This window comes from Bacillus sp. SM2101 (assembly GCF_018588585.1).
Taxonomy (GTDB): domain Bacteria; phylum Bacillota; class Bacilli; order Bacillales; family SM2101; genus Nanhaiella; species Nanhaiella sioensis.
In genome coordinates, this window is sequence record NZ_JAEUFG010000002.1 from 76,838 (window position 1) to 100,659 (window position 23,822).

The following is a 23,822-nucleotide window of genomic DNA, read 5'->3' on the forward strand; positions in this document are numbered from 1 at the left end:
TACTATCCAATTCTCCATTTTTACTATCCAATTCACTACTTTTACTATCCGTACCCTTGTATTTACTATCCAATTCTCTACTTTTACTATCCGTACCCTTGTATTTACTATCCAATTCTCCACTTTTACTATCCGTACCCTTGTATTTACTATCCAATTCTCTACTGTTACTGTCCGAAGTCAAACTGTATGAAAAAAAGAGCCTTTTCGGCTCCCAACCTACGCACTAAGCTTTAATCACGTTAGATCATTGTTTTATCGCAATCCTAAATGCATTATCAAGCTTCGAAGAAACAATGTTAGGATAGTAATCCATCGCTTGTTTTGAAGATAATACAAAATAAGCGTCACTTGATCACCCACAACCTGTTGGGTGATCGCGATTAACTCTTTGCTAATACCTCTTTGTTAAAATGGTGCTGACACAGCTAAATCTGATAAGTAACAACAATAATAGTATGCAATGCCCACAAGCTCATCTCCATCCCAAGCACTCAAAACGTTGTTAAAATGTGAAAACACCTTCTCAATTCTTTCATGGTCATCATATGGTCGCTATATACTAGAACTTTGGAATACATGTGCAATGTCTTGCCGACATAATGGTACATTAATCTAGTAATTAATCACCGTACTTTTCTCATTTTTATCTTCTTAGGTAATATCATTTTTCACAGCAAAGATGGCGAGTTGTGTGCGATCCCGTAAATCAAGCTTCTGTAGTATTTGCGTAATATGATTTTTTACAGTGCCTATCGACAAGTGCAATTCCTCAGAAATTTCCTTATTTGTTTTTCCTTCGCCTACTAACTTTGTTACAGCAAGCTCACGGTTTGTTAATGGAATGTCTATTTTTCCCCGATGTCTATCTGTCAACAACCGAGGCATCACTTTTGCAGCTACTTCGTCATGTATAGTCATACCTCCGTTTAAGCTACTATGTATTGCACTAACGAGTTTCGCTGGCTCTGCTGTTTTTAGCATAAAGCCATTGGCACCATCTTTAAGTGCTTGCATTGCATATTCATCATCGTTAAACGTCGTTAATATTAATATTTTCACTTGTGGCCATCGCTGTTTAATTTGGCGAGTAGCTTCAAGACCATTCATATGGGGCATTCTTATATCCATTACAACAACGTCAACCATATGCTTCTCCAATTGTTCAATTGCCTCATGGCCATTTCCAGCTTGAGCCACTACTTGAAATTGGTCTTCTTGTTCAATCATCATGACAAGTCCCTGCCTAACAATTGCTTGGTCTTCTACTACAATAATGTTATACATATTTATATAACCTCCTTTGCATATACAGGAAATGATCCTTTAACTACAAAATGAGACTCTGTTTGATTGAAGTTTATATCCCCATTTAGCTCTTCAACACGTTTCTGCATGTTACTTAGTCCAAATCCAATAGTAAAAGATTCGGTTTTAAAAATCTTATTCGTCACTTCAAAATAAAGATCTCCAACAGCTGATTTACCAATAGTTACAAATACTTCACGAGATTGTGCATGTCGCATCGCATTTGTTAGTGCCTCTTGTATAACTCTATATAAAGTAACACTTTGTTGATTGGACAAGCTCACAGATAAAGCTCCTTGCTTCGTCGTAAAATGCACGAGTATATGACTCTCTGATTCTAACTTTCTAATTAATTGAAGCACTGACGACAGACCTGCAAATTCTTCATCTTTAAGTGTTTTAACCGCATGCCTCGTTTCTTCTAAACTTTCACGAACAAGCTTTCTCAAAATTCCATATTCCTGTCGTTTTTCTTTCATCGAAAGCATTTCGATTTGCATGAGCAATGCTGTTAATTTATGACCGACAGAATCATGAATCTCACGAGCAATTCCTGTTCTTTCTTCTAATCGAGCTGCCCGTTCATTTCGTAAACTAATACGTTTTAGATTTCGATATTCACCTAAAAGCTCTTCATACATGTCTTGTTTATAATTGGTCTCCGTCATTTTTTTATTTAACAAAATGCTCAAATAATAAAAAAATATGAGTATAACAACCAATTCAACATTTATAGCATTAGTAAAAATCACCAGCATACCCATTAAACCGGCACTAACGGCTGAAAATAGTTGATAATGCTTTTGTGATAGTAGTGAAATAGCATCTATCGTTATATACAAAAATAGTAATTTACTAAAGGTATATTCGTCTTGAATAAACAAAACACTCGAAATAAACAACATACAAAGAAGCAGAGAATAGAATATTAGCTTTTTTTTAACAATAGGAATGAAAAAGAAACAGACGAACGACAAAGCACAAACCAAAATGGATATGTACCACCTTGTTGAATAAGATACTTCTACATAGAGAAACCCTCCCCACAAAGCTGAAAAAGTAGTCAACCTTATTAAAAAGGTTTTCATATATAACACACCACCTGCATACAATTTACCTAATTATTTTCTGTATTCTTTATCCTTGTTGAACACGTTATATATTGATCATACCATTTTTTAACTTATAAAAAAATTCTAAAAATATCTTGCAAAACAGTCAAATCTATTGTAAATTTATATGCAATCAATATTTAATACATTAACTCATTCAACTTAAAATCATTAAATCAGGTGGTAAATATAGCCCACGTGATCGAAAGCTCCATCTTTTAGAGGTAGGAGTCTTAAAAACTAAGATAAATAAACAATTCATCTTATCAAGAGAGGTGGAGGGACTGGCCCTTTGAAACCTCAGCAACCAGCCGAATTTATGGTCAGGTGCTAAATCCAGCAAGCGAAATGTATATACTTTTCGCTTGGAAGATAAGGAGAGCTGATGATTAAACTCAAAGCCTTCTTATCAGAAGGCTTTTTTTATTTCTCTTTTATGGATTTAAAAGTCCTTAACGTTCTAAAACTACCACAAAACTTTACCACTTTAAACAAGTATAGAAAACCAAATGAAATGAGGAGGAATTTATATGACAAGAATAAATATCGAAACAGCATGTGCCCAGATTGGAAACAGAAGTGAAAATGTTACTGGGACGGTCAATCCACCTGTCTATTTGTCTACAGCCTATCGTCACACAGGTATAGGCGAATCTACAGGGTATGATTACATTCGAACGGGTAATCCAACACGACAAATTGTCGAACAGGCAATAACACAACTTGAGGAAGGTGATCAAGGCTTTGCTTGTAGTTCAGGTATGGCTGCGATTCAAACAGTATTAGCTCTCTTTGAGCAGGGTGATGAACTGATCGTTACACATGATTTATACGGAGGAACATATCGGCTATTTGAAGAATCTTTTCGAAAAAATGGGTTTACTTTTCACTATGCTGATTTTAGTGACATAAATGCTGTAGAAGGGTTAATAAACAGCAATACGAAAGCTTTATTTATAGAAACTCCAACAAATCCACTTATGCAAGAGGTTGATTTAAAAATTGCAGCAGAGCTTGCAAAGAAAAATGATTTATTATTAATCGTGGACAATACATTTTATACTCCACTGTTACAAAAACCTATAACTCAAGGGGCAGACATTGTCATCCATAGTGCGACAAAATACTTGGGGGGCCACAACGATGTGCTAGCAGGGTTAATTGTTTCAAAAGGAGAGGAGCTATCTGCTCAACTCGGTAATTACCATAACGCAATTGGTGCTGTATTATCACCTTTTGATTCATGGTTACTCATCCGTGGAATGAAAACTCTTCATTTACGTCTAAAACAGCATGAAGAAAATGCAAAAAAAATCGCTTCATTTTTGCAAACGCATGAAGATATTGTAGAAATCTATTATCCACAGCGTGGTGGCATGTTGTCGTTTAAAATTCGAGAAGAAAAGTGGGTTAATCCATTTTTACAAAACTTACGCCTAATCACTTTTGCTGAAAGTCTTGGTGGCGTTGAAAGCTTCATCACCTATCCAGCTACACAAACACATGCAGATATACCTGAAGAAATAAGAGTTGCAAACGGAATTTGCAATCGCTTATTAAGATTTTCAATAGGTATCGAGAATGCTGATGATCTCATAGATGACCTTATATCAGCATTAAAAGCTGCTAAGGAAGGAGTAAACACCTATGACTAATTCATTTTCTGATCAAACTAAGCTACTTCATAATAAGCATAAAGTAGATCCTCATACAGGAGCAGTAAGTGTTGCAATTCAGCATGCATCAACATTTCATCAAGATGATTTAGAGAATTTTTCAAAATATGACTATAGTCGTTCTGGTAATCCTACCCGTGAAGCTTTAGAAGAGACGATAGCAGAATTAGAAAATGGTGTGAGAGGCTTTGCTTTTTCCTCTGGAATGGCAGCCATATCAAGTGCTTTTATGCTGTTATCAAAAGGAGATCACGTCCTCATAAGTGAGGATGTGTACGGTGGAACATTTCGGGTTGTAACGGAGGTACTAACCAAATTCGGCATCGATCACACATTTGTTGACATGACGAACTTACAGGACGTTAAAAACTCTATTCAAACAAATACGAAGGTAATATATATTGAGACACCGTCAAACCCTTTACTTAAAGTGACTAATATTAGAGCGATTGTCACACTAGCTAAAAAGCAAGGTTGTCTCACATTTTTAGACAATACGTTTATGACTCCAATTTTACAGCGACCATTGGATTTAGGTATAGATATCGTTTTGCATAGTGCAACAAAATTCATATCAGGACATAGTGATGTCATCGCGGGGCTAGCCGTTGTCAAAGATGAGCAGTTAGCCACCCAACTTGCCTTTATTCAAAATGCATTCGGTGCAGTCCTTGGGGTTCAAGATGCTTGGCTCGTCTTACGAGGCATAAAAACATTGCACGTCCGCATGACACAATCTTCACAAAGCGCATTACAGCTTGCGCAATTTTTACAACAACACCCCAAAGTTGAGGAGGTTTACTACCCAGGTTTAACTGACCATGAAGGATATACCCTTCAACAAGAGCAGTCTACTAGCCCAGGTGCTGTATTATCTTTTAAATTAAAGAATGTTGAAAGTGTACGTATTCTTTCAAAATATATAAAAATACCAGTATTCGCTGTTAGCCTAGGTGCTGTTGAATCCATTTTATCTTATCCGGCAAAAATGTCGCATGCAGCTATGCCTGCTCAAGAAAGAAATAAAAGAGGAATCACTGACGGGCTTTTGCGACTATCTGTTGGTCTTGAAAATCCTCTTGATCTTATAGCAGATTTCTCACAAGCATTAGATCAACTTCCAACACAGCAGCCAGAGTATAAGGTGAGCCTATGAAACTACTAGAACGTTTAAAAAATGACATTTTAATTGCTGACGGTGCGATGGGGACCCTCCTCTATTCATACGGTGTCGACTATTGTTTTGAGGAACTTAACCTCACTCAACCAAATCGGATCCAACAAGTACATGAAGCATATATTCAAGCAGGAGCTAATGTTATCCAAACTAATACGTATGGAGCAAATCGTGTTAAATTAGCTAGATACGACCTTGAAAATAAAGTAAAAGAAATTAATAGAGCTGCAGTTCAAATAGCAAAACGTTCCATCGGGAAAAGTAACGAGCATTATATATTAGGAACTATAGGTGGAATTCGTGGCGTAAGGAAAAGTATTGCCGAACTTGAAGAAATTAAAGGGGCTTTTATCGAACAGCTTGATGCACTGTTAGAAGCAAATGTTGATGGAATCTTACTGGAAACCTATTATGACATTGAAGAACTATACACCGTACTGCAAGAAGTAAGGAAAAGAACAACAAAACCAGTCGTTGCCCAAGTGTCTATGCATGAAGTTGGCGTACTACAGGATGGTACCCCATTACATGAAGCATTTTCAAAGCTCGAGCAACTTGGAGCAAATGTGATTGGAACAAACTGCCGACTCGGTCCTTATCATACAATTAAGTCACTTGAGCAAGTTCCTTTGCCTAACAATGCATACCTTTCTGCCTACCCTAATGCAAGTTTACCAGACTTAGTTGATGGAAGACTGATTTATGAATCTGATGCTGAATATTTTGCAGAGGCAGCTATTAGCATGCGCGAGCAAGGAGTTAGATTGTTAGGTGGTTGTTGTGGAACGACACCAAAGCATATTGAGGCGATGAGGAAAGCAATAAATGGTTTAACTCCAATTGATGAAAAACGTGTAAAGGAGCGTAAACCAATTTCAGTCAGTAAGCCTACCGTTGCTGCTGAACCTCATTTACACGAAATGGTACAGTCTAGACGCACAGTCATTGTTGAGCTTGATTCACCGAAACATTTGGATACAGATACATTTTTCAAAGGTGCACAAGCACTTCAACAGGCTGGGGTTGATGTGATTACCTTAGCAGATAACTCTCTAGCAACTCCACGCATAAGTAATGTTGCAGTTGCTTCAATTTTAAAAGAAAAATATAATATACGCCCTCTCGTTCATATTACTTGTCGTGATCGAAACATCATAGGGCTTCAATCACATATTATGGGTATTCATACACTTGGTATTAATCAAGTATTGGCTGTAACTGGTGATCCGACTAAAGTTGGTAATTTTCCAGGTGCTACTTCAGTATATGATGTTTCATCATTTGAATTAATACAAATGATCAAACAATTTAATAACGGACAGTCTATCTCAGGAACGTCATTAAAATTACAGACGAACTTCGGTGTTTCAGCTGCCTTTAACCCAAATGTCCGTCATTTAGAACCAACCGTAAAAAGGCTTGAAAAGAAAATCGCATTCGGTGCTGATTCATTTATTAGTCAGCCTGTGTTTAGCCAAGAGCAAATAATCCAAATATATAAAGCGACCAAGCATTTACAAGTTCCTATCTTTCTTGGTATTATGCCGTTAACAAACTATCGTAATGCCCAATTTTTACACCATGAGGTTCCTGGTATTAAGCTTGCTGATGACATCTTACACCGTATGAAGAGCTGTGGAGACGATAGAGAAATATGCTCAGCAGAAGGTGTGAAAATTGCACAGGAGTTAATAGATACGGCTATGGAATATTTTAAAGGAATCTATTTAATTACACCATTTTTACGCTATGACATGACTGTAGCATTAACAAACTATATCCGTAAAAAAGATGGAGTAAGAGAAAGGAAGGTTCATCATGTGCTTTGAGCGTTTTCAACAAGAGATCAACAAGCGAATTTTAATAATTGATGGAGCAATGGGGACGATGCTTCAAGAAGCAAACCTAACAGCTGAAGATTTTGGAGGAGAAGAACTTGACGGCTGTAACGAACATTTAAACATCACAGCTCCTCATGTCATTGACTGGGTTCACCGATCTTATCTAGAAGCGGGGGCTGATATCATTGAAACGAACACTTTTGGAGGAACCCCCCTCGTTCTAAATGAATACCAACTCGGACATAAAGCCTATGATATAAACAAAATTGCAGCTGAAATTGCCAAAAAAGCAGCCGAGGATTTCTCAACTACTGATAAGCCTCGCTTTGTTGCTGGATCTATGGGACCAACAACAAAAACACTTTCTGTTACTGGTGGAACAACATTTTCTGAATTAGTTAATGAGTATGAAACACAAGCTAAAGGCTTAATTGATGGTGGCTGTGACCTTTTATTACTTGAAACATGTCAAGATATGCTTAATGTAAAAGCTGCTTTTTTTGGTATTAATAATGCTTTTACATTAACAAATAAAACCTTACCACTCATGGTTTCAGTTACGATAGAACCGATGGGTACAACGCTTGCTGGACAAAATATTGAAGCATTTTATTTATCTTTAGAGCACATGCAACCAGTATCCATCGGCTTAAATTGTGCGACAGGCCCTGAATTTATGACCGACCATCTACGCACATTATCACAATTATCTCAAACAGCTGTGAGCTGTTACCCTAATGCTGGTTTACCTGATGAAGAAGGTCAATATCATGAGTCTCCACAATCATTAGCAAGGAAAATAGCAGGCTTTGCTAAAAATGGTTGGCTAAACATTATTGGAGGGTGCTGTGGGACAACACCTGAACATATCCGAGCGATTGCAAAAGAGGTAGAAGGTCTTAAGCCTCGAAGTGTCCAAGAAGGTAATCATCAACACACTGTAGCTGGGATAGAACCACTTATATACGATGATTCTATGCGACCGTTATTAGTTGGAGAGCGTACAAATGTAATCGGCTCAAGAAAATTTAAAAACCTCATTGCTGATGGTAAGTTTGAAGAAGCTGCTGAAGTCGGTAGAGCACAAGTAAAAGGTGGGGCCCACGTAGTTGATATTTGTCTAGCCGATCCAGACCGCGAAGAGCTAGATGATATGGAGCAATTTATTCAAGAAGTTGTAAAAAAGGTGAAAGTACCACTTGTTATTGATTCTACAGATGAAGCAGTGATAGAAAAAGCGCTATCTTATTCACAAGGAAAGGTGATCATTAACTCAATTAACCTAGAAGATGGCGAAGAACGTTTTGAAAAGGTCGTTCCACTTATTCATCGATATGGGGCTGCTGTTGTTGTTGGAACCATTGATGAAATTGGCATGGCTGTAACGAGAGAACGGAAGCTAGAGGTCGCAAAACGTTCCTATGATCTACTAGTAAATAAATATAAACTTAAGCCAGAAAATATTATATTTGACCCTCTCGTCTTCCCTGTAGGTACAGGTGATGAGCAGTATATAGGCTCAGCGAAGGAAACTGTTGAAGGGATTAGGCTTATTAAAGAAAAATTACCACATTGTTTAACAATGCTTGGCATAAGCAACGTCTCTTTCGGATTACCTGGTGTAGGGCGTGAAATTTTAAATGCCGTTTTCCTTTATCATTGCACAGTAGCTGGTTTAGATTATGCGATTGTCAATACACAAAAGCTTGAAAGATTTGCTTCCATTCCACAAGAAGAAGTGACTCTAGCAGAGAATTTATTATTTGAAACAACAGATGACATTCTAGCTGAATTTACAGCTTTTTATCGCGGGAAAAAGAAGGAGCCGAAAAAAGCAGCCATCAATAGATCCCTTCCAGAACGACTCGCTGACTATGTGATTGAAGGTACGAAGGAAGGCTTAATACCTGACTTAGAAATCGCCTTAACTAAATATGATACACCGTTAGATATTATTAACGGACCTCTTATGGAAGGTATGGCTGAAGTCGGTCGTCTCTTCAACGACAATCAGCTGATCGTAGCGGAAGTATTACAAAGTGCAGAAGTGATGAAAGCTTCGGTTTCCTTCCTCGAGCCTTATATGGAAACAAATGATGGAGCTGGTCATGGAAAAGGGAAAGTATTATTGGCAACTGTTAAAGGTGATGTCCACGATATAGGTAAAAACCTTGTAGAAATTATTTTAAGCAATAATGGCTTTCAAGTCGTTGACCTAGGTATCAAAGTGACACCACAACAGCTGATATCAGCCATTCAACAAGAACAGCCTGATATCATCGGCTTATCAGGGTTACTCGTTAAATCAGCTCAACAAATGGTCTTAACTGCTCAAGATATGAGCCAATCAAACATATCAATTCCTATATTAGTTGGTGGGGCAGCTCTATCTCGAAAATTTACCGATCGAAAAATTGCTCCCGAATACGAAGGTCCAGTCCTATACGCGAAAGATGCGATGGATGGCCTTTCAATCGTTAACCGCCTGCAAGATGAAGACGAAAAGAATAAGATTTTATCAGATGTAGCAACGAAGAAAGAAGCTTATAAACAGATCAATACAGCTACTAAAAAAGAAACTGCTGTAGCCGTATTAGAAAAAATTAAATCTAGTGTAGCGACTAATATTCCAATAACATTGCCAAATGATTTAAAAAGGCATGTCTTAAAAGGTTATCCTATAGGTCATCTTGAGCCATATATTAACATGCGCATGTTATTAGGACATCATTTAGGGCTCAAAGGAAAGGTAGATCAGTTAATAGCTGAACAAGATGAGCGAGCACTTGCCTTAAAAGAAGTAGTTGATAACTTACTTCTTGAAGCAAAAACAGCTAACCTATTACGAACTGCAGCTGTTTATCAATTTTTCCCTGCTCAATCAAAAGACGATGACGTCATCATTTACGACCCAAATGATAAAACAACAATCCTAGAACGTTTTACGTTTCCTCGACAACGTAAAAAGCCATATTTATGTTTGGCTGATTATATTCGTTCAGTCGATAGTGGTGAAATGGATTATGTTGGTTTCTTCGTCGTTTCAGCTGGCTTTGATGTGAGAGAAAAGGCAAATATGTTAAAAGAAAAGGGCGAGTTTTTAAAAAGTCATGCCATTCAAGCACTCGCACTTGAGCTAGCAGAAGGGTTTGCCGAACGCATTCATCAAATGATGAGAGATCAATGGGGATTTCCTGACCCAGCTGACTTTACAATGCAGCAGCGCTTTGCAGCCAAATATCAAGGTCAACGCTTTTCATTTGGTTATCCAGCATGTCCAAATTTGGACGATCAAGGAAAGCTTTTCCGCTTATTAAAGCCAGATGACATTGGAATTTCTTTAACTGATGGCTTTATGATGGAACCTGAAGCATCTGTCTCGGCTATTGTTTTCTCACATCCTGAAGCGAAATATTTTAACGTGATCGAAAATAACTAATTGAATGAATTGAAACAAATGAAGGGAAACCTCAATTATTATAGAGGTTTCCCTATTATGTTCAATACCTTTGTCAATAAAATCTATTGAGCGACAGACATGCAAACTTCATAAAACTTATTAGGTTCTTCAAAATTTGGAGCATGAGCAGAATTCTCAAACCATATAAGCTCTTTTTTGGGTGCTTCCACTATATTAAAATAATCCACAACTAATTCGTGAGGCGTCTGATAATCATAACGCCCAACACAATAAAACACTGGAACTTTAAATGTATGAGCCTGTTTAATTAAATTTACTTCCATCAACTCATCCCAAAGATTATTAATAGAAAAACGTTCTCCATTTGCCATATACTTTACTAAATCGACAAATGAATATTCACGAAATGATATCGATGAGAGAATAAACTTACTTAATGACATATTGTGAAATGATCCACCAAATTTCCGTAACCATTTTCTTTGTAAAAATAAATCTACCTGATCTTTATATGGGGGATTGCCAATTTTCATCAACTGTTCAAGCGCTTTTTTATTATTCGTTTCATTTGCTTTATGTAACGTATATTCATAGGAGATTTCTTCATTTCTCTCCATATTGACTACTTGACCTACACCAATATATGCGTGAATTAACTCAGGATACTTCGAAATGAACAGAGACCCTAATACACTCCCCCATGAATGACCAACTAAATAGAGTTTTTCTTGCTTAAAGCGCTGTAGTAGCTCTTCAATAAGTTCATGAAGATCAAGCAAAAACTGATCTATATTCATGCTAGAAACTGGGATATTACTAGCATAAGATTTACCAGCCCCTTTTTGATCCCAATTCACTACTACAAAATGTTCTTCTAATTCTCTTTGAAATTTCGGTGCAAAACCTATTTGGGCAGTACCTGGACCCCCGTGTAGAAAAAGTAGTATTGGATTCTTTTTATTCTTCCCTCTCATTAAGACACATTGTTGAATTTTTCCAAGTCGCAACATTTCTATAGATGCGACGCTCTCTTCGATAAGTCTACCATTTAAATCTTTAAAACTAGGCGTTCTACTTATAATCATGTGTATCCTCCCCCTAGTCTTCTTAAAATATGAATATTATAATTTACTGCCAAGTACTGTTACCCTTTGACTATACTTGATAACGAATGTTTAAGTAACAGCCTTTAGCAGGTTATTACTTCCACCTAAAGGAGGATTATTCAACAACCAAGGCGAGTCCAACCTCCTCCTATCTGAAATATTTTGATGTGACATCTCCCACTACGTAGAGGTCTCTAGAGGATTTTTTACAGAATAAATATTAATTCCAAATTAATAGATAAAGCACTATTGATAGAACACACCGAAGAAAAATTTAAAGGGAGAACTTTATCCGACTATAAAGAAATAACACCAATCATCGTAAGCTCTGCCACGATTGTTACTAAATTTGAATAACAAGCAAGACAAGGGTATTTGATACTAACCGTTTTAGCTATCACAATATGTTTAGTTATCGTACGAAAACAAATTGTTATTCCAAAGCAGCTAATGAACAGATTTAGTTTTTTCAGCAGTATACCACTAAGACATGATCTATGTTGTTACCAATTCAATTTACAGAAATATTCTACAAAGTGATTGGACATTAGAGCAAAGATTCCCCTCCCAAATGAGTTGTCAATGAGTCTTTATCTTTACAAATAGACAGTATGTCAATAAAGTGGATAAGCACTTACTTAGGCATTTAATATCATTTTGCTATTTCAATATTAAAAAGAGTGTTTTTTATAAAATAACGATCGTATACATCAGAAAAAGCTAGAAGGTGAGGTGAAAATGTAAATTAGTTACCATGTTAGTAGTTTGTTGGCCATTTTAATTAGAAGGGAGAAAATTTTTATGTCTTCTCGTATTAGCTCTAAAGTTAGAGTGTTATTTCTATCAGCCTTGACGATGTTGATGCTTTTTGGAATAGTTATAGGTTCGACAAATGCTGCTCCAACAGATGAACACCCCTCCTCAAATTGCTATAAAAAGATTTCTCGTTATAGTGGATGGGAATATGATAACAATCAACAAATTAACATTAATTTCACGTATACTCAGAATGGATCTTATGATTACAGTTATCGCATTGATCTCGCTGGTGAAGAATGGAATGAACATTTTAGTTTCTTTAATTTCAATGAAGTATCAAGAGGAAATAATCTTGCAATAGAAAGTGATGATTATGGGGATACCGGATGGGTCGGTGCTGCTTATTATGCACGTTCACCAAAGGATATATATTTAAATGAATATTACCATAAAAATTATTCTTGGTACGGATTTGTTGAGTATGAACGTACTGCCATTCACGAGTATGGTCATACTCATGGATTAAGCCATACTAGTTGTACAACTGAAATTATGAGTAATAACTCTAATAGAGATATTAGTCAAGTTGATCTTGGTGATGGAGATATTAGTGGTATTAGAAGTATTTATTAAAAGGAGGAATCAACATGAAAAAATGCCTCATTGCATTGGTTACGGTAATTACATTAGTAGGTTGTAACAATATTATTCAAAGTTCTAATCCTGTTAAAGCTCCTTATCAACAAGGCGTGGATGCTAACCCTTCAGAGGTTTTCGCAGATATGAATGAATTAGCCCAAAATACACCTATCGTAATAGTTGGGCAAGTAAAAACTGAAGGCAAGGCATTTGATTATAAAGGGATCAACTTCTATGAATCTACAATTCAGATTAAAGACATTTACCGAGATCATGATAATAGTCTTTCGAAAGGAGACACGATTACACTATTACAAAATGATGTAGGTGAATTGGACCCTCTTGTCAAAAAAAATGAAAAGGTTCTATTCTTCTTAAAGAACTATGAAGGTCCAGTTATTGATGATGCTTACAGATTTATGGGACTTTATCAAGGTCATTACAAAGTCAAAAAAGATGGAGAAATTGTTGCTGTCGGCAGCAAAAAATTAGAAGGTGTAGAAGGGCTATTAACTTCAGATCTTAATGCTATGTTAGAAGATTCTCCATACGTACCGATTGAATTAGACGTAATGACTGCAGAAGAGATTGAGAAAGCAAATGAAGAAGAAAGAAAACTAAAAGAAGAGCATGATAATAACAACTAATATATCAATAACAACTTTTAATAAACGCTTTTACCTCACAGATAGTAGTTATTTACAACATTAAAACATACAATCCTATTAAGGTTCTTCTAGTTTTTAATAAACCTCAAACAAAGTTTATGAGAAGAGTCCTAAAAACAACGACGTTAACCACACCTGTTTTGATCTAAGGTTGATCAAAACAGGTTCTTTTACATAGTCTGTCTTCGTATGATTGTTGTTTTTCCGACAAGCCACATTTTTTCTCCATTAAAATGAAGACAACAGAATAAAATTACTACCTGCTAATCTAATTAATAACAATACAACAAAGTTTACGAAAAGATCCTTTCATATTAAAACTACTCATTCGAATATTGTTTAACCCTCTATATAATGAATACTATCTAGTAAACACCCGCTATCACGATAACTATTCATATTGATAACAAGTCTCATATTCATCCTGCATTAACCAACTTTTACACGCTAAACCATATTCATGATAGATCTCTTTACCAATTTCCAACATAATACTTCTGCTTGAATTTGGAACTTCTGAGTTTTCATTTTTTATATATAGAATATTCTCGTCATTCCAGCTCATAGAAAAACCACTTTTTGCTTCACTATAATAAACTGTTTGAATTTTATCATTCTCATCATGATATGTAACATCTACCCATATTTTCACGCCACCAGCTGCGCCACCGTATGGCATATAGTAGGCATTTGCAGTGTATTTCATTGTTGGAGAAGTCAATGGAATTAAGTAAGACTCACCCTTAAGGCTATCAAATGTAAAGAAATAGTTCCTATAAACAAATAATCCTAGAAATAAAATTAATCCTGACAAAGTAGCAAGTAATAATTTTGTGGGGAATTTTTTCTTTTTAACAAAGAAGATTATTAATTTAATAGTAAAGATGAAAAATACCAGTAAAGTAGTAACAAATAGAAAGAAACCGATTATATTTAATAAAATAGCTATCCCCTCATTTTTGAACCTTTATGTTATTGATATTACATGAGCTCTTACTTACAATGAAAATACTCCAAATACATTGACTACTAACCGTTTTTCCAAAAAGAGCCAGGTTTTTAATATCATAATAAAAGCATTTAATCTGCAAACCAAACTTTACTTAAATGTTTTATCCCTTCATCAATTTTTTCTGATGACATCCCTCCAAAGCCAAGGATAAAATGAGCGGTATCTGCTGTTGACTCTCCCACCCAATATTTTTTAGCTGAATATATATTAACTCCAGCAGAAATTGCTTTTTCATGTAGCTCTGTTTCATTACGATGTGGAATGCTAATAATTACATGAACTCCTGCATGTGTACCTTGTACGTTCACTTTATTCCCCATATAGTTATGGATTGCCTCAATTAATACACGATGCTTTTGAGCATATACTTTACGCATTTTCCGGATATGGCGTTCAAAATGACCCTTTGCTAAAAAATGTGCTAATGTTTTTTGAATAAGTGCAGCAGCTGGTTGGCTGTACGTTACAAAATGAGAATGATATGTATGTAATAACCTTGTTGGTAAGACCATATAATTCACTCTGATGGCTGGCATAAAAGATTTAGAAAATGTGCCAATATAAATGACACGTTCATCTCGATCCAGTGCTTTTAATGCAGGAATCGGATTTCCCTGATAACGAAATTCACTGTCATAATCATCCTCAATAATAAAGCCATTATTTTGGATCGCCCATTGTATGAGGCGAAGACGTTTTTGAATAGGTAGAACCATCCCCATTGGGAATTGATGTGACGGTGTGACATATACAGTTTTAGCGCTTCCCTTTGCCAATTGATCTATATTTAAACCATCCTCTTCGAGTGAAATAGCTTCTAAATTAAAGCCATGATTTGCAAAAACCCGCTGTGCACCATCATAACAAGGGTTTTCTACGGCAACCGTATCATTTGTCTTCATAAGTATTTGACTTATAACACTTAACATTTGATACATGCCAGCTCCGATAATAATCTCGTCAGTCGTACAAGAAATTCCTCTTGCTTGATACAAATAATGAACAAGCTGCTGTCGTAACTGTATATCACCTTTTTTATCACCATAAAATATGAGCTGATCATCATTAGTTGCCAACACTTCATTCATGTGTCTTTTCCACAGCTTATAAGGAATATGTTCAAGGTCAACATTTCCATATCGAAAATCGTACGTAAAATGCTTTTCCTGTTGAACATCTGCGGTATCTTTTTTAGTAGGTATAGTATGTATTTGAGATAGAAGGTCTTTGTCCAGTTGGTTAACAATTAGTCTTTTCCGTGGCTCACTTCTTACGTACCCTTCTGTAATCAATTGTTGATACGCATACTCTATCGTATTTCTACCGACACTTAAGTGGTCGGCAAGGCCACGAATCGATGGAAGTTTTGCTTGTGGTGGGATTTTACCCGTTTCTATCTCTTTTATAAAGTATTGATACACTTGCATATATAATGGCGTTTCACTATCCTTATCTAAGCTTAATGTGACTTCAAGCATGTGTTCCTCCAATCTATCCCCTAGTGAAATGTAAAAACTGTACCTTTTCGAATAGTCAGATTGTTAATACAATTACTTTACTAAATAAAAGGAGGGGCTTCAATGTATACAATGAGAAGAGAAGAAAAACAAAGTGTGAATCGACAAAAAGTTAATGAATTTTGCCACCGTATCAAAGCGGGTTATTTAGGTTTAGCAGATGGTCATTTACCGTATGTCGTTCCACTTAATTATGTATGGATGAATGATTGCATATATTTTCACGGAGCTGAAGAAGGGAGAAAACAACGTATCATTGAAGAAAATCCACAAGCCTGCTTCACAATTGCAGAAGATCAGGGTACAATTACAAATCCAGTACCAGCACATACAAGCACTGGCTATTACAGTGTGATGATCTTCGGTAAACTCGAAATTGTACATGACATTGAGGAAGCAACCTATGCTATGCAAGTCATGCTTGATAAATATGTGCCAGGCTATTTTAGTGATAAACTATCAAAGCACCACGTATCTTCATATCGTTCTTCTAAAAATAGTAAAACCGTAGTGTACCGCCTTCGTGCTGAACAGGTTACAGCGAAAGAAAACAAACTAATAGATGAGGCACTATTTTACAATGGTCGTACAAGAGAGCAAGATTTAGAGGAAAGACCGTCTGAATAACAAAAATTTATGAGCTCTTAAAATAACCTCCCTATGTTCACTTTTCTTTTTATTCAGGGAGGTTACATTTGCAATTTCATCTATTTTTTGGCTATGATGTATCTTAATTTGTAAGTTCTTTCAGTTTGATCTATATACTCTAACTTTTCGTCTATTGAGCCTGTCTGAATGACTTCAGCATGTTTGAAATGGTTTACTAAGTCCTCCTCACTAAAAAAATGAGCGACTTTTCCTGGCTTATATTCAAATGTGTCCTTTTCTACCTCTACACCTTGACCATAAGAAGAGTCTTCGTTCGAAAAGCAGGTTAAAAAAATCATTCCATCTTCAGCTAACTGATCGATACACTTCTGAATAAATGTCATTCTTTCAGATAACAAAAACAAGTGTAATAGATTATAACAATAAATCCCATCATATTTTTTATGAGGAATAGGTAAATCGAATACTGACCCTTCAATATACGACGTCGACTTATCATGTTCTTTAGCAGTAGCAATAGCTTGCTGTGAAAGTTCTATTGCATCAACTTTAAAAGTAGTCGCAAGTGCTTTCGAATTTCTTCCATAGCCTGCGCCTGGTACTAAAACAGTTTTTGCACCATTGTTCAAGAAAAGTTTAGTAGCAGTCTCTACCGTATTGCTTGGCAGTTCTCCCCATATCTTTCCTTTACTAAAACGTCTATTCCAATAACCTTTCATGATACCCGTCCTTTATAGTTATAAACTATAACTAAGTTTCAGCTTATGAAACAACTCATTATTTGTTTTAGTTTACATATTTTAATGCTTCAATTTCCATTCCATAATTAGCTTCATACAGCTTGTGAAATATGTCAATTGCTTGATAAAATTTATCGTCATAAGTTCCATCATGATCAACTGTCCATGAAGTAGCTAACACGGTATGACAGTAGCCCCACAGCAGTAAGCGTTCTTTATTAAGCTTCAATTCCTGCGTAAGAATATCAACTCTTTTTGCTACTACGTCGTAAGCGTTTTGGTCAGGTAATTTATTTAGCAGAAATTGAATTAAATCATATTCGATTTCACCGACTAACCCTTTAGGGTCAATTGCTGTCCATATTTCATCTGTAAATGATAGAACATTGTAATGATGAAAATCTCCATGAAGGAGAAAGTGTTGTTCTATCGTTCGATTTAAATATGTAAAAACTTTCAAAGCTACTTCTAGTGTATGTTGTGAAATAGGGCCAAATCCTTCTGGGTGTTCTTTAATCAGGTTCCGAAGCTTTTCTTCTCTACCATGTGTTGATGCGATCCTAGTTTCCTTTGGAGCACGTATAGATAGTTTTTTGATTACGTTAGCGGCTAGTCGACAAGCTTTAGCATCATCTTCAATTTCTGCTAAAGTGTGTCCAGGTGAGACTTTTTCCAGTATCATTATTCCTTTGTCTTTGTCGAAATCGATTAGTTGAACCATGCCTTTGCCACCGAATAACGTTAACGCTTCAATCTCATCAAGAAAACCTTCTCCCGGAATGCAAATTTTCACTACTACCTCCCTCCCATCATTCATAATCGCAGCGGCAACGTAATTTATCGATAGGGTAAAAGGCTCTTTTATCTTCAAATGCCACTTTTGCTCGCAATCACGGATTAATTCAGGTAGCCTTTGTAACCAAGCTGCTCCTTCTTCTTTAAAATATAAATGAACTGTTTTAACAAAGTGATCTTGTAATTCCATATATGCCCCCGTCTCTACAATATTCCATGTGATGAATGAAGGTCTATCCTTTCAAGCCTTAAATAAGGCTTTATATAATTAGCAAGCCATTAACGAAGAAGTTTTATTCTTAATCTGATAGCTTTTTATTCTACTAATTGTATATACGGAAAATTTATAGAATAGTTTCATATTTTGGTATTTTTATATAATCTCAGTTTTTGTGAACATTTTGTATGTGTTGTTAGTATTCGTATTAAGAGATAGTGACACAAGCATAACAAGAGTTTCTGAATCGTATTTTAATGAAGGAACTTAACAACTAAGCTTCCAAATGTCCTTCTTACTAAAAGGCTATTTTCGCATTAATTGTTGTTCTTCGTAATTAGGTCTAGATTCGATAATAACTAACGTTCGGGACATCTTTTCTTCTGTACAACGAAGACTAACATATAAAACGACTTTTCATGGTAATAATTTGGTAACCATAGCAACAAAGTTTATGAAAAAAGCCTACAAAATAAAAGACCAATCCACGTTGTGAATTGCTCTTTTACAATAGCTGTTTGTATTAATTGTTATTTTTCTTACTAAGAATTAGATACCTTCACTACTAGAAATCTGGGCATCTTTTCATCTGAAATTCGATGACAAACGTTTATAAGCACTTGCTTTTTGGTTAATCCACACTGTTTACAAGCTTCTCTATTCTAGTTTCAACTCTCCGCAAGGTAACCGTCAAGACTATTTTCGAGATTTCTTATTCACTAACTGCTTCTTTTGTGCTAGTAAATTCGAAAACCTAGCTTCAAGCATTTGTTTTTCATCTTCATTTGTGATTAGTGATAATCTACTTAACACTTCTGTTAACTCCATTTCAACCGCTAACAAATTCGTTTCTTCTTGTTGTTGTTCAACAGAATCATTTGACTCTAATAAGTCAATATCTTTCAAAACACCTTTGTCATGCTCAATTTGTAAAATATGTGTCGCCAATTCTTGGACGAAATAACGATCATGAGTTACAAACAAAATTGTTCCTGGATAAGATGTTAACACCATTTGTAACGCTTCTTTTGTTTGAAGGTCAAGGTAATTGGTCGGTTCATCTAATAGCAGAACATTATAATCTCCTAAAAAGACTTTTACTAATTCAGTTTTTACCCGTTCTCCTCCACTTAACATGGAAACTTTATTATGGACATTTTCCCGTTTAAATCGTAGCCTCGATAACACAGTTCTAATAAATTGCTCTGAATAATGACTGGATTCTTTTACATTTTCTAAGATCGTTTTATGCTCATCTAGACTTTCTAATTTTTGATGGAAATATCCTATGGAAGCAGGTTTAGCAATAGAAATATCCTCATGCCTTGTTGCTATCATATTTAATAATGTTGTTTTGCCTACACCGTTTCTTCCAATTATAGCAACTCTTGCCCCTGGTTTAATGGCACCGTTTAAGTCACTAAATAACAAACGATTTCCCATTTTTACACTTACTTCATTAAATGCAATTGCCCTTTTGCTATGAATTTTCTTAAACTGACTAATGTCAAAGGTGATATCTTCTTCTTGCTTTGGTTTTTCCTTTTTCTCAAGTTGATCAATTCTCGATCTAAGTGCATGTACACCTTTATCTAATTTCGCTTTCTTTTGACCAACACTTCTTTTATGCAATCTCGCTTCAGAATTACCCATGCGGCTTGGTGCTTTTTTCAATGATTTTGACTTTTGGCTTTTTTCTACTGCAGCTTGTTCTAGACGTTGTTTCTCCTTCACATATTGCTCGTACTCAAACTGCTGTCTATCTTTCAAATGTTTCTTTTGCTCAACATATGCTTCATAGTTGCCATCATAGCAATGTACCTTTCCTTTATCCAATTCCCAGATCGTGGTACAAACTTGATTAAGAAGTTGTTGATCATGAGAAATAATAATGACACTTCCAGCAAATGCTTTTAACTCTCTTTCAAATTGTTCTATTCCTTCTACATCTAAATGACTTGTTGGTTCGTCAGCAATGATTAATTTAGCATTTGCAGACAAAGCTGATGCTATTTTCTTTCTCGTTTCTTCTCCCCCACTTAAAAATTGCTTCCTTTCTTTAGGAATTCTCCAATGGCCATTCAATTTTTGAGGAATATCGCTAACTTCGAGATCTTCAAGCTGCGGTATATAAGCAATCGGACAATATACGTTGACAATTCCACTATCTGGCTCAAGTTGTTCCACTAAAATTTTCAATAACGTAGATTTCCCTTCCCCATTCTTACCGACAACCCCTATTTTTTCACCATTAAACACTTGTAATTGTTGAATATTTAATATCGTACGGTCTCCATAAGACTTTTCAATTTGATTCGCATCTAACAATAGCATAAAAAATCCTCCCTACAATTCTAGAGAGGATTAGCTGTAATATTTAGGTATGTAATGATGTTAAAAAGTTCAGCAAAAACGGCTCAATTTTTCAAAAAGATTAGAAATTGGTACATTTACTCCAATTATTCTTCACCATTTTTTTGAACACATCATTCCTGCTATAATTTCAACCATATTAATGGTCCAATTATAACACATATAAAAATAGTACCTAAAAATGCATAGACTAATCCTATCTAGACAACATTTATTAAAAATAAACTATTTAAATAATGTCTAAAAAAATAGGATTAATTCCACATTCGTTTAAGTACCGTTCCTTTCCACTTTAATTATTATTATCATTACATAAATTTGCAATTAATGTCAACCACATTTTTTTCTTGACATCAATAAGGGAATGAATCATTAATACACGTTACAGTGTTCTTTTCCCAATCACTTCTTATGATCGTATATCCGACACCATCGTGTAATATCCCCCCTTGAGGCCAACCATTTCTATGGTATGCTTCTTTTACGTACCCACAATTATATAGCGTTTTTCGCATCGCATAATTATCATGTCGCGTATGTGCTTCTATTCTTACAATATGAGCAAAGTTTTTAAAAACGTATCTTGATAGCCAGTTTACACATATTGAACCAAACCCCTTGCCTCTATATCGGTTTTTAAGGCGTAGATCAAATAGACATGTAGGATCAGCTAAATCAAAGATTCTTATCATGCCAATAGTCTCATCATTCATAGTTATCAAAAATGTTTCATTGCCATTTTCGGTGTAATATCCATTTGTTATAGATTCTCTAATCATATCTTCTGACGGCATTTCATGTCCATGAAAAGGCCAGGTTTCAGAAGTTAACAATTTTACTAATTCGGCATACATTTCTTTAGATAGTTTGTTGAAGTTTAGCATAATTCCCCCGCCTATTTTTATAGGAGTTTTTTATAATACTATTAACATAAGTTACAAAATGTAAATTTCGAACTCCCCTCGACTTCAGATCTCAAGGGATTGTATTGGGGGTCTTCTGACCGAGAAATAATAAAATATAAACGGAATCCCAAAATTGATCATACACATTGTTGGACCCCTTATTTTAATAAGATTGTTTTCGTATTGGTTGTTGCTTTTCGTTCTAATAGATAAGCAGGTATAAACCTACCGTTCGTAACATCTTTTCTATTGTTACAATAATTTAGGTTTCATAAAAACTCTTCTTACTCTCCATTTTTGAATAACAACAGAGTTAACGAAAAGAGCCTTTACAAATAAATTTCAAGAAGTTTTTCAATTTTTTTTACTTCACTATTGATTTGCGAATCTTGCTGGCTTTTCAAGAAAAATAGGAGGCTTTCAATTAACACCACTTTAAGCTCTTCCTTGTTCATTTCCTCTTCAAGTGCAAGGAGCGTCGAAACAAATCTTTCCTTCACCATCTCTTCAAGTGACGTCTTTTGTACATGCTCTCTCATCTTATGAATGCTATGAGTAATTTGATCTCTCAGATGCTCTTTTGCAGTCCGTTCCCCTATCATTTCATGGTCAAAAATTGAGTTTGTCAATAAGGGCTCTTCATCATCCATCATGCTCTCAACAATGGCATCAAGTCTACGCACGATGAAAGCACCCATCCTCTTGACATCCAATTCTGCTTCGCCAACGAGTAAATTAAATGTATACTCCCTTTGAATTCCATTTAGCATCGTTACACAATCTAATAAATGTTTTTCTATTTTATTACCATATACTTCACGTAAACGCAGACTGTACCAACTTAGAAATTGCGATCGCATTCGAAAGATATATTGGCGAATGTCATCATTGACTTGAATGATTTGTTCTCTCATTTGCAATCGCATAAAATCCTTATAATTAACTGCTTCTTGGAGCTGAACACTAATTTGCTCAATGAGTATTTCTTTTGGGGTTAGCTTTGAGTTTCTTTCTACCATTGAAACTTTTTCAAACAGAACGTCATAGTAATGCTTAAAAATAGTCATTAACAACTCTTCTTTAGAACTGAAATAATTGTATAATGAGCTTTTAGCAATTCCACTCTGAACCGCTATTTCTTGCATAGATGTAGCATGATAGCCTTTTCTAGCAAATAGCTTCATTGCTGAACTCACAATTTCTTGCTTTCTACTCTTCAATTCGATTCTCTCCCTAATTATTGATCATGAAATGGAAGACCTTATCCACCCTCAACGAAGGAAATTTATTAATTTGAGCTCCTCACGCCACCAAGGTAATTTCGAGGGCTTTGTGCTGAAGCCCAACAATATTAAACATTCATTTTAAGCACAAATATACAAATGAGCTCATTTAAATATTTCAAATAGGTTGTTATTGCATTGGTAGTTATTTTTCGTACTAAAACTTAAACACACATAGTGTTACGTAACATATTACCTTCTCTATAGCATTGAAAATGGCTACAACTACCAATTAGTAGCTCAAATTTTCTTGGAATAGCGACAAAGATTATGAAAAGAACCTTACCCAAAAAAGTTTAAAATAATACATACTTATGTGACCGAACGGTCGTTTTCTTCCATCTTATCCTAATAGTTATACAATTTCAATAAGCTTGTATTCACAGCTTTATATTTGACTTATGAAGTTGATTATCATATACTATGACCGAATGGTCGGTATATATATAAGAATAAATTATTTATAAGAAAAGTATAACATAGCTAAGGTTATAAATCGTTTTCTAATTTTAGCTACATTAAGAATGAAAAAGCATACTCATTATTCATAAGTACCTGCACAAACGACCGAATGGTCGTTTGTGTTTAACTTATATTATATTAATTCCTTCTAATCATCATTACCATCAATACTTTAATTTTGGCATACTAATGATGAATTAAA

The 23,822-nt window shown here is 35.3% G+C and carries 18 protein-coding genes and 1 riboswitch; of the genes, 7 read left to right on the forward strand and 11 right to left on the reverse strand.

Going from position 1 to position 23,822, the window contains the following annotated elements; genetic code table 11:
- The 3 genes from JM172_RS02585 to JM172_RS02595 all read right to left on the reverse strand — a co-directional run.
- Positions 1 to 184: hypothetical protein (locus JM172_RS02585; protein WP_214480520.1), on the reverse strand; the 184-nt coding region annotated here is incomplete at its 3' end.
- Between the two features lie 470 nt (positions 185 to 654).
- Positions 655 to 1,287: a response regulator transcription factor gene (locus JM172_RS02590; RefSeq protein WP_214480521.1), complete on the reverse strand. Its 633-nt coding sequence runs from the start codon at positions 1,285 to 1,287 to the stop codon at positions 655 to 657.
- 2 nt (positions 1,288 to 1,289) lie between these two features.
- Complete coding sequence (locus JM172_RS02595; RefSeq protein ID WP_250886475.1) at positions 1,290 to 2,213, reverse strand: sensor histidine kinase; 924 nt, start codon at positions 2,211 to 2,213, stop codon at positions 1,290 to 1,292.
- A gap of 467 nt (positions 2,214 to 2,680) precedes the next feature.
- Positions 2,681 to 2,799: riboswitch (SAM riboswitch) on the forward strand.
- A gap of 151 nt (positions 2,800 to 2,950) precedes the next feature.
- On the opposite strand from JM172_RS02595, the gene JM172_RS02600 reads away from it, so the two are divergent.
- From JM172_RS02600 to metH, 4 genes are read left to right on the forward strand one after another with little or no spacing between them, the layout of a single operon-like run.
- Positions 2,951 to 4,075, forward strand: coding sequence for a methionine biosynthesis PLP-dependent protein (locus JM172_RS02600; protein WP_214480523.1), 1,125 nt, complete (start codon positions 2,951 to 2,953; stop codon positions 4,073 to 4,075).
- A complete protein-coding gene (gene metC / locus JM172_RS02605; protein WP_214480524.1) occupies positions 4,068 to 5,252 on the forward strand; it encodes a cystathionine beta-lyase in 1,185 nt (394 codons plus the stop codon). Before JM172_RS02600 ends, metC begins: the two co-directional genes overlap by 8 nt.
- Positions 5,249 to 7,102 (forward strand): bifunctional homocysteine S-methyltransferase/methylenetetrahydrofolate reductase, encoded by a 1,854-nt coding sequence (locus tag JM172_RS02610; RefSeq protein ID WP_214480525.1) that lies wholly within the window; start codon positions 5,249 to 5,251, stop codon positions 7,100 to 7,102. Before metC ends, JM172_RS02610 begins: the two co-directional genes overlap by 4 nt.
- Positions 7,092 to 10,553, forward strand: coding sequence for a methionine synthase (gene metH / locus JM172_RS02615; RefSeq protein ID WP_214480526.1), 3,462 nt, complete (start codon positions 7,092 to 7,094; stop codon positions 10,551 to 10,553). The genes JM172_RS02610 and metH overlap by 11 nt, the downstream gene beginning before the upstream one ends.
- 83 nt (positions 10,554 to 10,636) lie before the next feature.
- Here the strand turns inward: metH and JM172_RS02620 are convergent, their stop codons facing one another.
- Entirely contained in the window at positions 10,637 to 11,620 is a 984-nt protein-coding gene (locus JM172_RS02620; RefSeq protein WP_214480527.1) for an alpha/beta fold hydrolase, read from the reverse strand.
- Positions 11,621 to 12,442: 822 nt separating this feature from the next.
- On the opposite strand from JM172_RS02620, the gene JM172_RS02625 reads away from it, so the two are divergent.
- Both JM172_RS02625 and JM172_RS02630 read left to right on the forward strand, forming a co-directional pair.
- Complete coding sequence (locus JM172_RS02625; RefSeq protein WP_214480528.1) at positions 12,443 to 13,033, forward strand: matrixin family metalloprotease; 591 nt, start codon at positions 12,443 to 12,445, stop codon at positions 13,031 to 13,033.
- A 14-nt stretch (positions 13,034 to 13,047) separates the two neighbouring features.
- On the forward strand, positions 13,048 to 13,686 hold the full coding sequence (locus JM172_RS02630; RefSeq protein ID WP_214480529.1) for a hypothetical protein: 639 nt from the start codon (positions 13,048 to 13,050) through the stop codon (positions 13,684 to 13,686).
- A 412-nt stretch (positions 13,687 to 14,098) separates the two neighbouring features.
- Here JM172_RS02630 and JM172_RS02635 read toward each other — a convergent pair whose 3' ends face one another.
- Positions 14,099 to 14,521: a DUF5412 family protein gene (locus tag JM172_RS02635; RefSeq protein WP_250886476.1), complete on the reverse strand. Its 423-nt coding sequence runs from the start codon at positions 14,519 to 14,521 to the stop codon at positions 14,099 to 14,101.
- 266 nt (positions 14,522 to 14,787) lie between these two features.
- Positions 14,788 to 16,197 carry a MocR-like pyridoxine biosynthesis transcription factor PdxR gene (pdxR, locus tag JM172_RS02640; protein ID WP_214480530.1) on the reverse strand — a complete coding sequence of 470 codons (1,410 nt, stop codon included), beginning with the start codon at positions 16,195 to 16,197 and terminating at the stop codon, positions 14,788 to 14,790.
- A gap of 102 nt (positions 16,198 to 16,299) precedes the next feature.
- On the opposite strand from pdxR, the gene JM172_RS02645 reads away from it, so the two are divergent.
- Complete coding sequence (locus JM172_RS02645) at positions 16,300 to 16,863, forward strand: pyridoxamine 5'-phosphate oxidase family protein (protein WP_352222770.1); 564 nt, start codon at positions 16,300 to 16,302, stop codon at positions 16,861 to 16,863.
- A gap of 80 nt (positions 16,864 to 16,943) precedes the next feature.
- Here JM172_RS02645 and JM172_RS02650 read toward each other — a convergent pair whose 3' ends face one another.
- From JM172_RS02650 to JM172_RS02670, 5 genes are all read right to left on the reverse strand, one after another.
- On the reverse strand, positions 16,944 to 17,564 hold the full coding sequence (locus JM172_RS02650) for a class I SAM-dependent methyltransferase (RefSeq protein ID WP_214480531.1): 621 nt from the start codon (positions 17,562 to 17,564) through the stop codon (positions 16,944 to 16,946).
- Between the two features lie 67 nt (positions 17,565 to 17,631).
- Positions 17,632 to 18,570 carry an aminoglycoside phosphotransferase family protein gene (locus JM172_RS02655; RefSeq protein ID WP_214480532.1) on the reverse strand — a complete coding sequence of 313 codons (939 nt, stop codon included), beginning with the start codon at positions 18,568 to 18,570 and terminating at the stop codon, positions 17,632 to 17,634.
- Between the two features lie 723 nt (positions 18,571 to 19,293).
- Positions 19,294 to 20,931, reverse strand: coding sequence for a ribosomal protection-like ABC-F family protein (abc-f, locus tag JM172_RS02660; protein ID WP_214480533.1), 1,638 nt, complete (start codon positions 20,929 to 20,931; stop codon positions 19,294 to 19,296).
- A gap of 392 nt (positions 20,932 to 21,323) precedes the next feature.
- Positions 21,324 to 21,824: a GNAT family N-acetyltransferase gene (locus JM172_RS02665; RefSeq protein WP_250886477.1), complete on the reverse strand. Its 501-nt coding sequence runs from the start codon at positions 21,822 to 21,824 to the stop codon at positions 21,324 to 21,326.
- A gap of 380 nt (positions 21,825 to 22,204) precedes the next feature.
- Positions 22,205 to 23,095 carry a TetR/AcrR family transcriptional regulator gene (locus tag JM172_RS02670; RefSeq protein WP_214480535.1) on the reverse strand — a complete coding sequence of 297 codons (891 nt, stop codon included), beginning with the start codon at positions 23,093 to 23,095 and terminating at the stop codon, positions 22,205 to 22,207.
- Positions 23,096 to 23,822 lie beyond the last annotated feature (727 nt).

What these genes read in the sequence shown, in the direction of transcription:
- JM172_RS02590 (WP_214480521.1), bottom strand. Translation starts at nt 1,287, where the DNA reads ATGTATAACATTATTGTAGTAGAAGACCAAGCAATTGTTAGGCAGGGA.
- JM172_RS02595 (WP_250886475.1), bottom strand. Translation starts at nt 2,213, where the DNA reads ATGTTGTTTATTTCGAGTGTTTTGTTTATTCAAGACGAATATACCTTT.
- JM172_RS02600 (WP_214480523.1), top strand. Translation starts at nt 2,951, where the DNA reads ATGACAAGAATAAATATCGAAACAGCATGTGCCCAGATTGGAAACAGA.
- metC (WP_214480524.1), top strand. Translation starts at nt 4,068, where the DNA reads ATGACTAATTCATTTTCTGATCAAACTAAGCTACTTCATAATAAGCAT.
- JM172_RS02610 (WP_214480525.1), top strand. Translation starts at nt 5,249, where the DNA reads ATGAAACTACTAGAACGTTTAAAAAATGACATTTTAATTGCTGACGGT.
- metH (WP_214480526.1), top strand. Translation starts at nt 7,092, where the DNA reads ATGTGCTTTGAGCGTTTTCAACAAGAGATCAACAAGCGAATTTTAATA.
- JM172_RS02620 (WP_214480527.1), bottom strand. Translation starts at nt 11,620, where the DNA reads ATGATTATAAGTAGAACGCCTAGTTTTAAAGATTTAAATGGTAGACTT.
- JM172_RS02625 (WP_214480528.1), top strand. Translation starts at nt 12,443, where the DNA reads ATGTCTTCTCGTATTAGCTCTAAAGTTAGAGTGTTATTTCTATCAGCC.
- JM172_RS02630 (WP_214480529.1), top strand. Translation starts at nt 13,048, where the DNA reads ATGAAAAAATGCCTCATTGCATTGGTTACGGTAATTACATTAGTAGGT.
- pdxR (WP_214480530.1), bottom strand. Translation starts at nt 16,197, where the DNA reads ATGCTTGAAGTCACATTAAGCTTAGATAAGGATAGTGAAACGCCATTA.
- JM172_RS02645 (WP_352222770.1), top strand. Translation starts at nt 16,300, where the DNA reads ATGTATACAATGAGAAGAGAAGAAAAACAAAGTGTGAATCGACAAAAA.
- JM172_RS02650 (WP_214480531.1), bottom strand. Translation starts at nt 17,564, where the DNA reads ATGAAAGGTTATTGGAATAGACGTTTTAGTAAAGGAAAGATATGGGGA.
- JM172_RS02655 (WP_214480532.1), bottom strand. Translation starts at nt 18,570, where the DNA reads ATGGAATTACAAGATCACTTTGTTAAAACAGTTCATTTATATTTTAAA.
- abc-f (WP_214480533.1), bottom strand. Translation starts at nt 20,931, where the DNA reads ATGCTATTGTTAGATGCGAATCAAATTGAAAAGTCTTATGGAGACCGT.
- JM172_RS02665 (WP_250886477.1), bottom strand. Translation starts at nt 21,824, where the DNA reads ATGTATGCCGAATTAGTAAAATTGTTAACTTCTGAAACCTGGCCTTTT.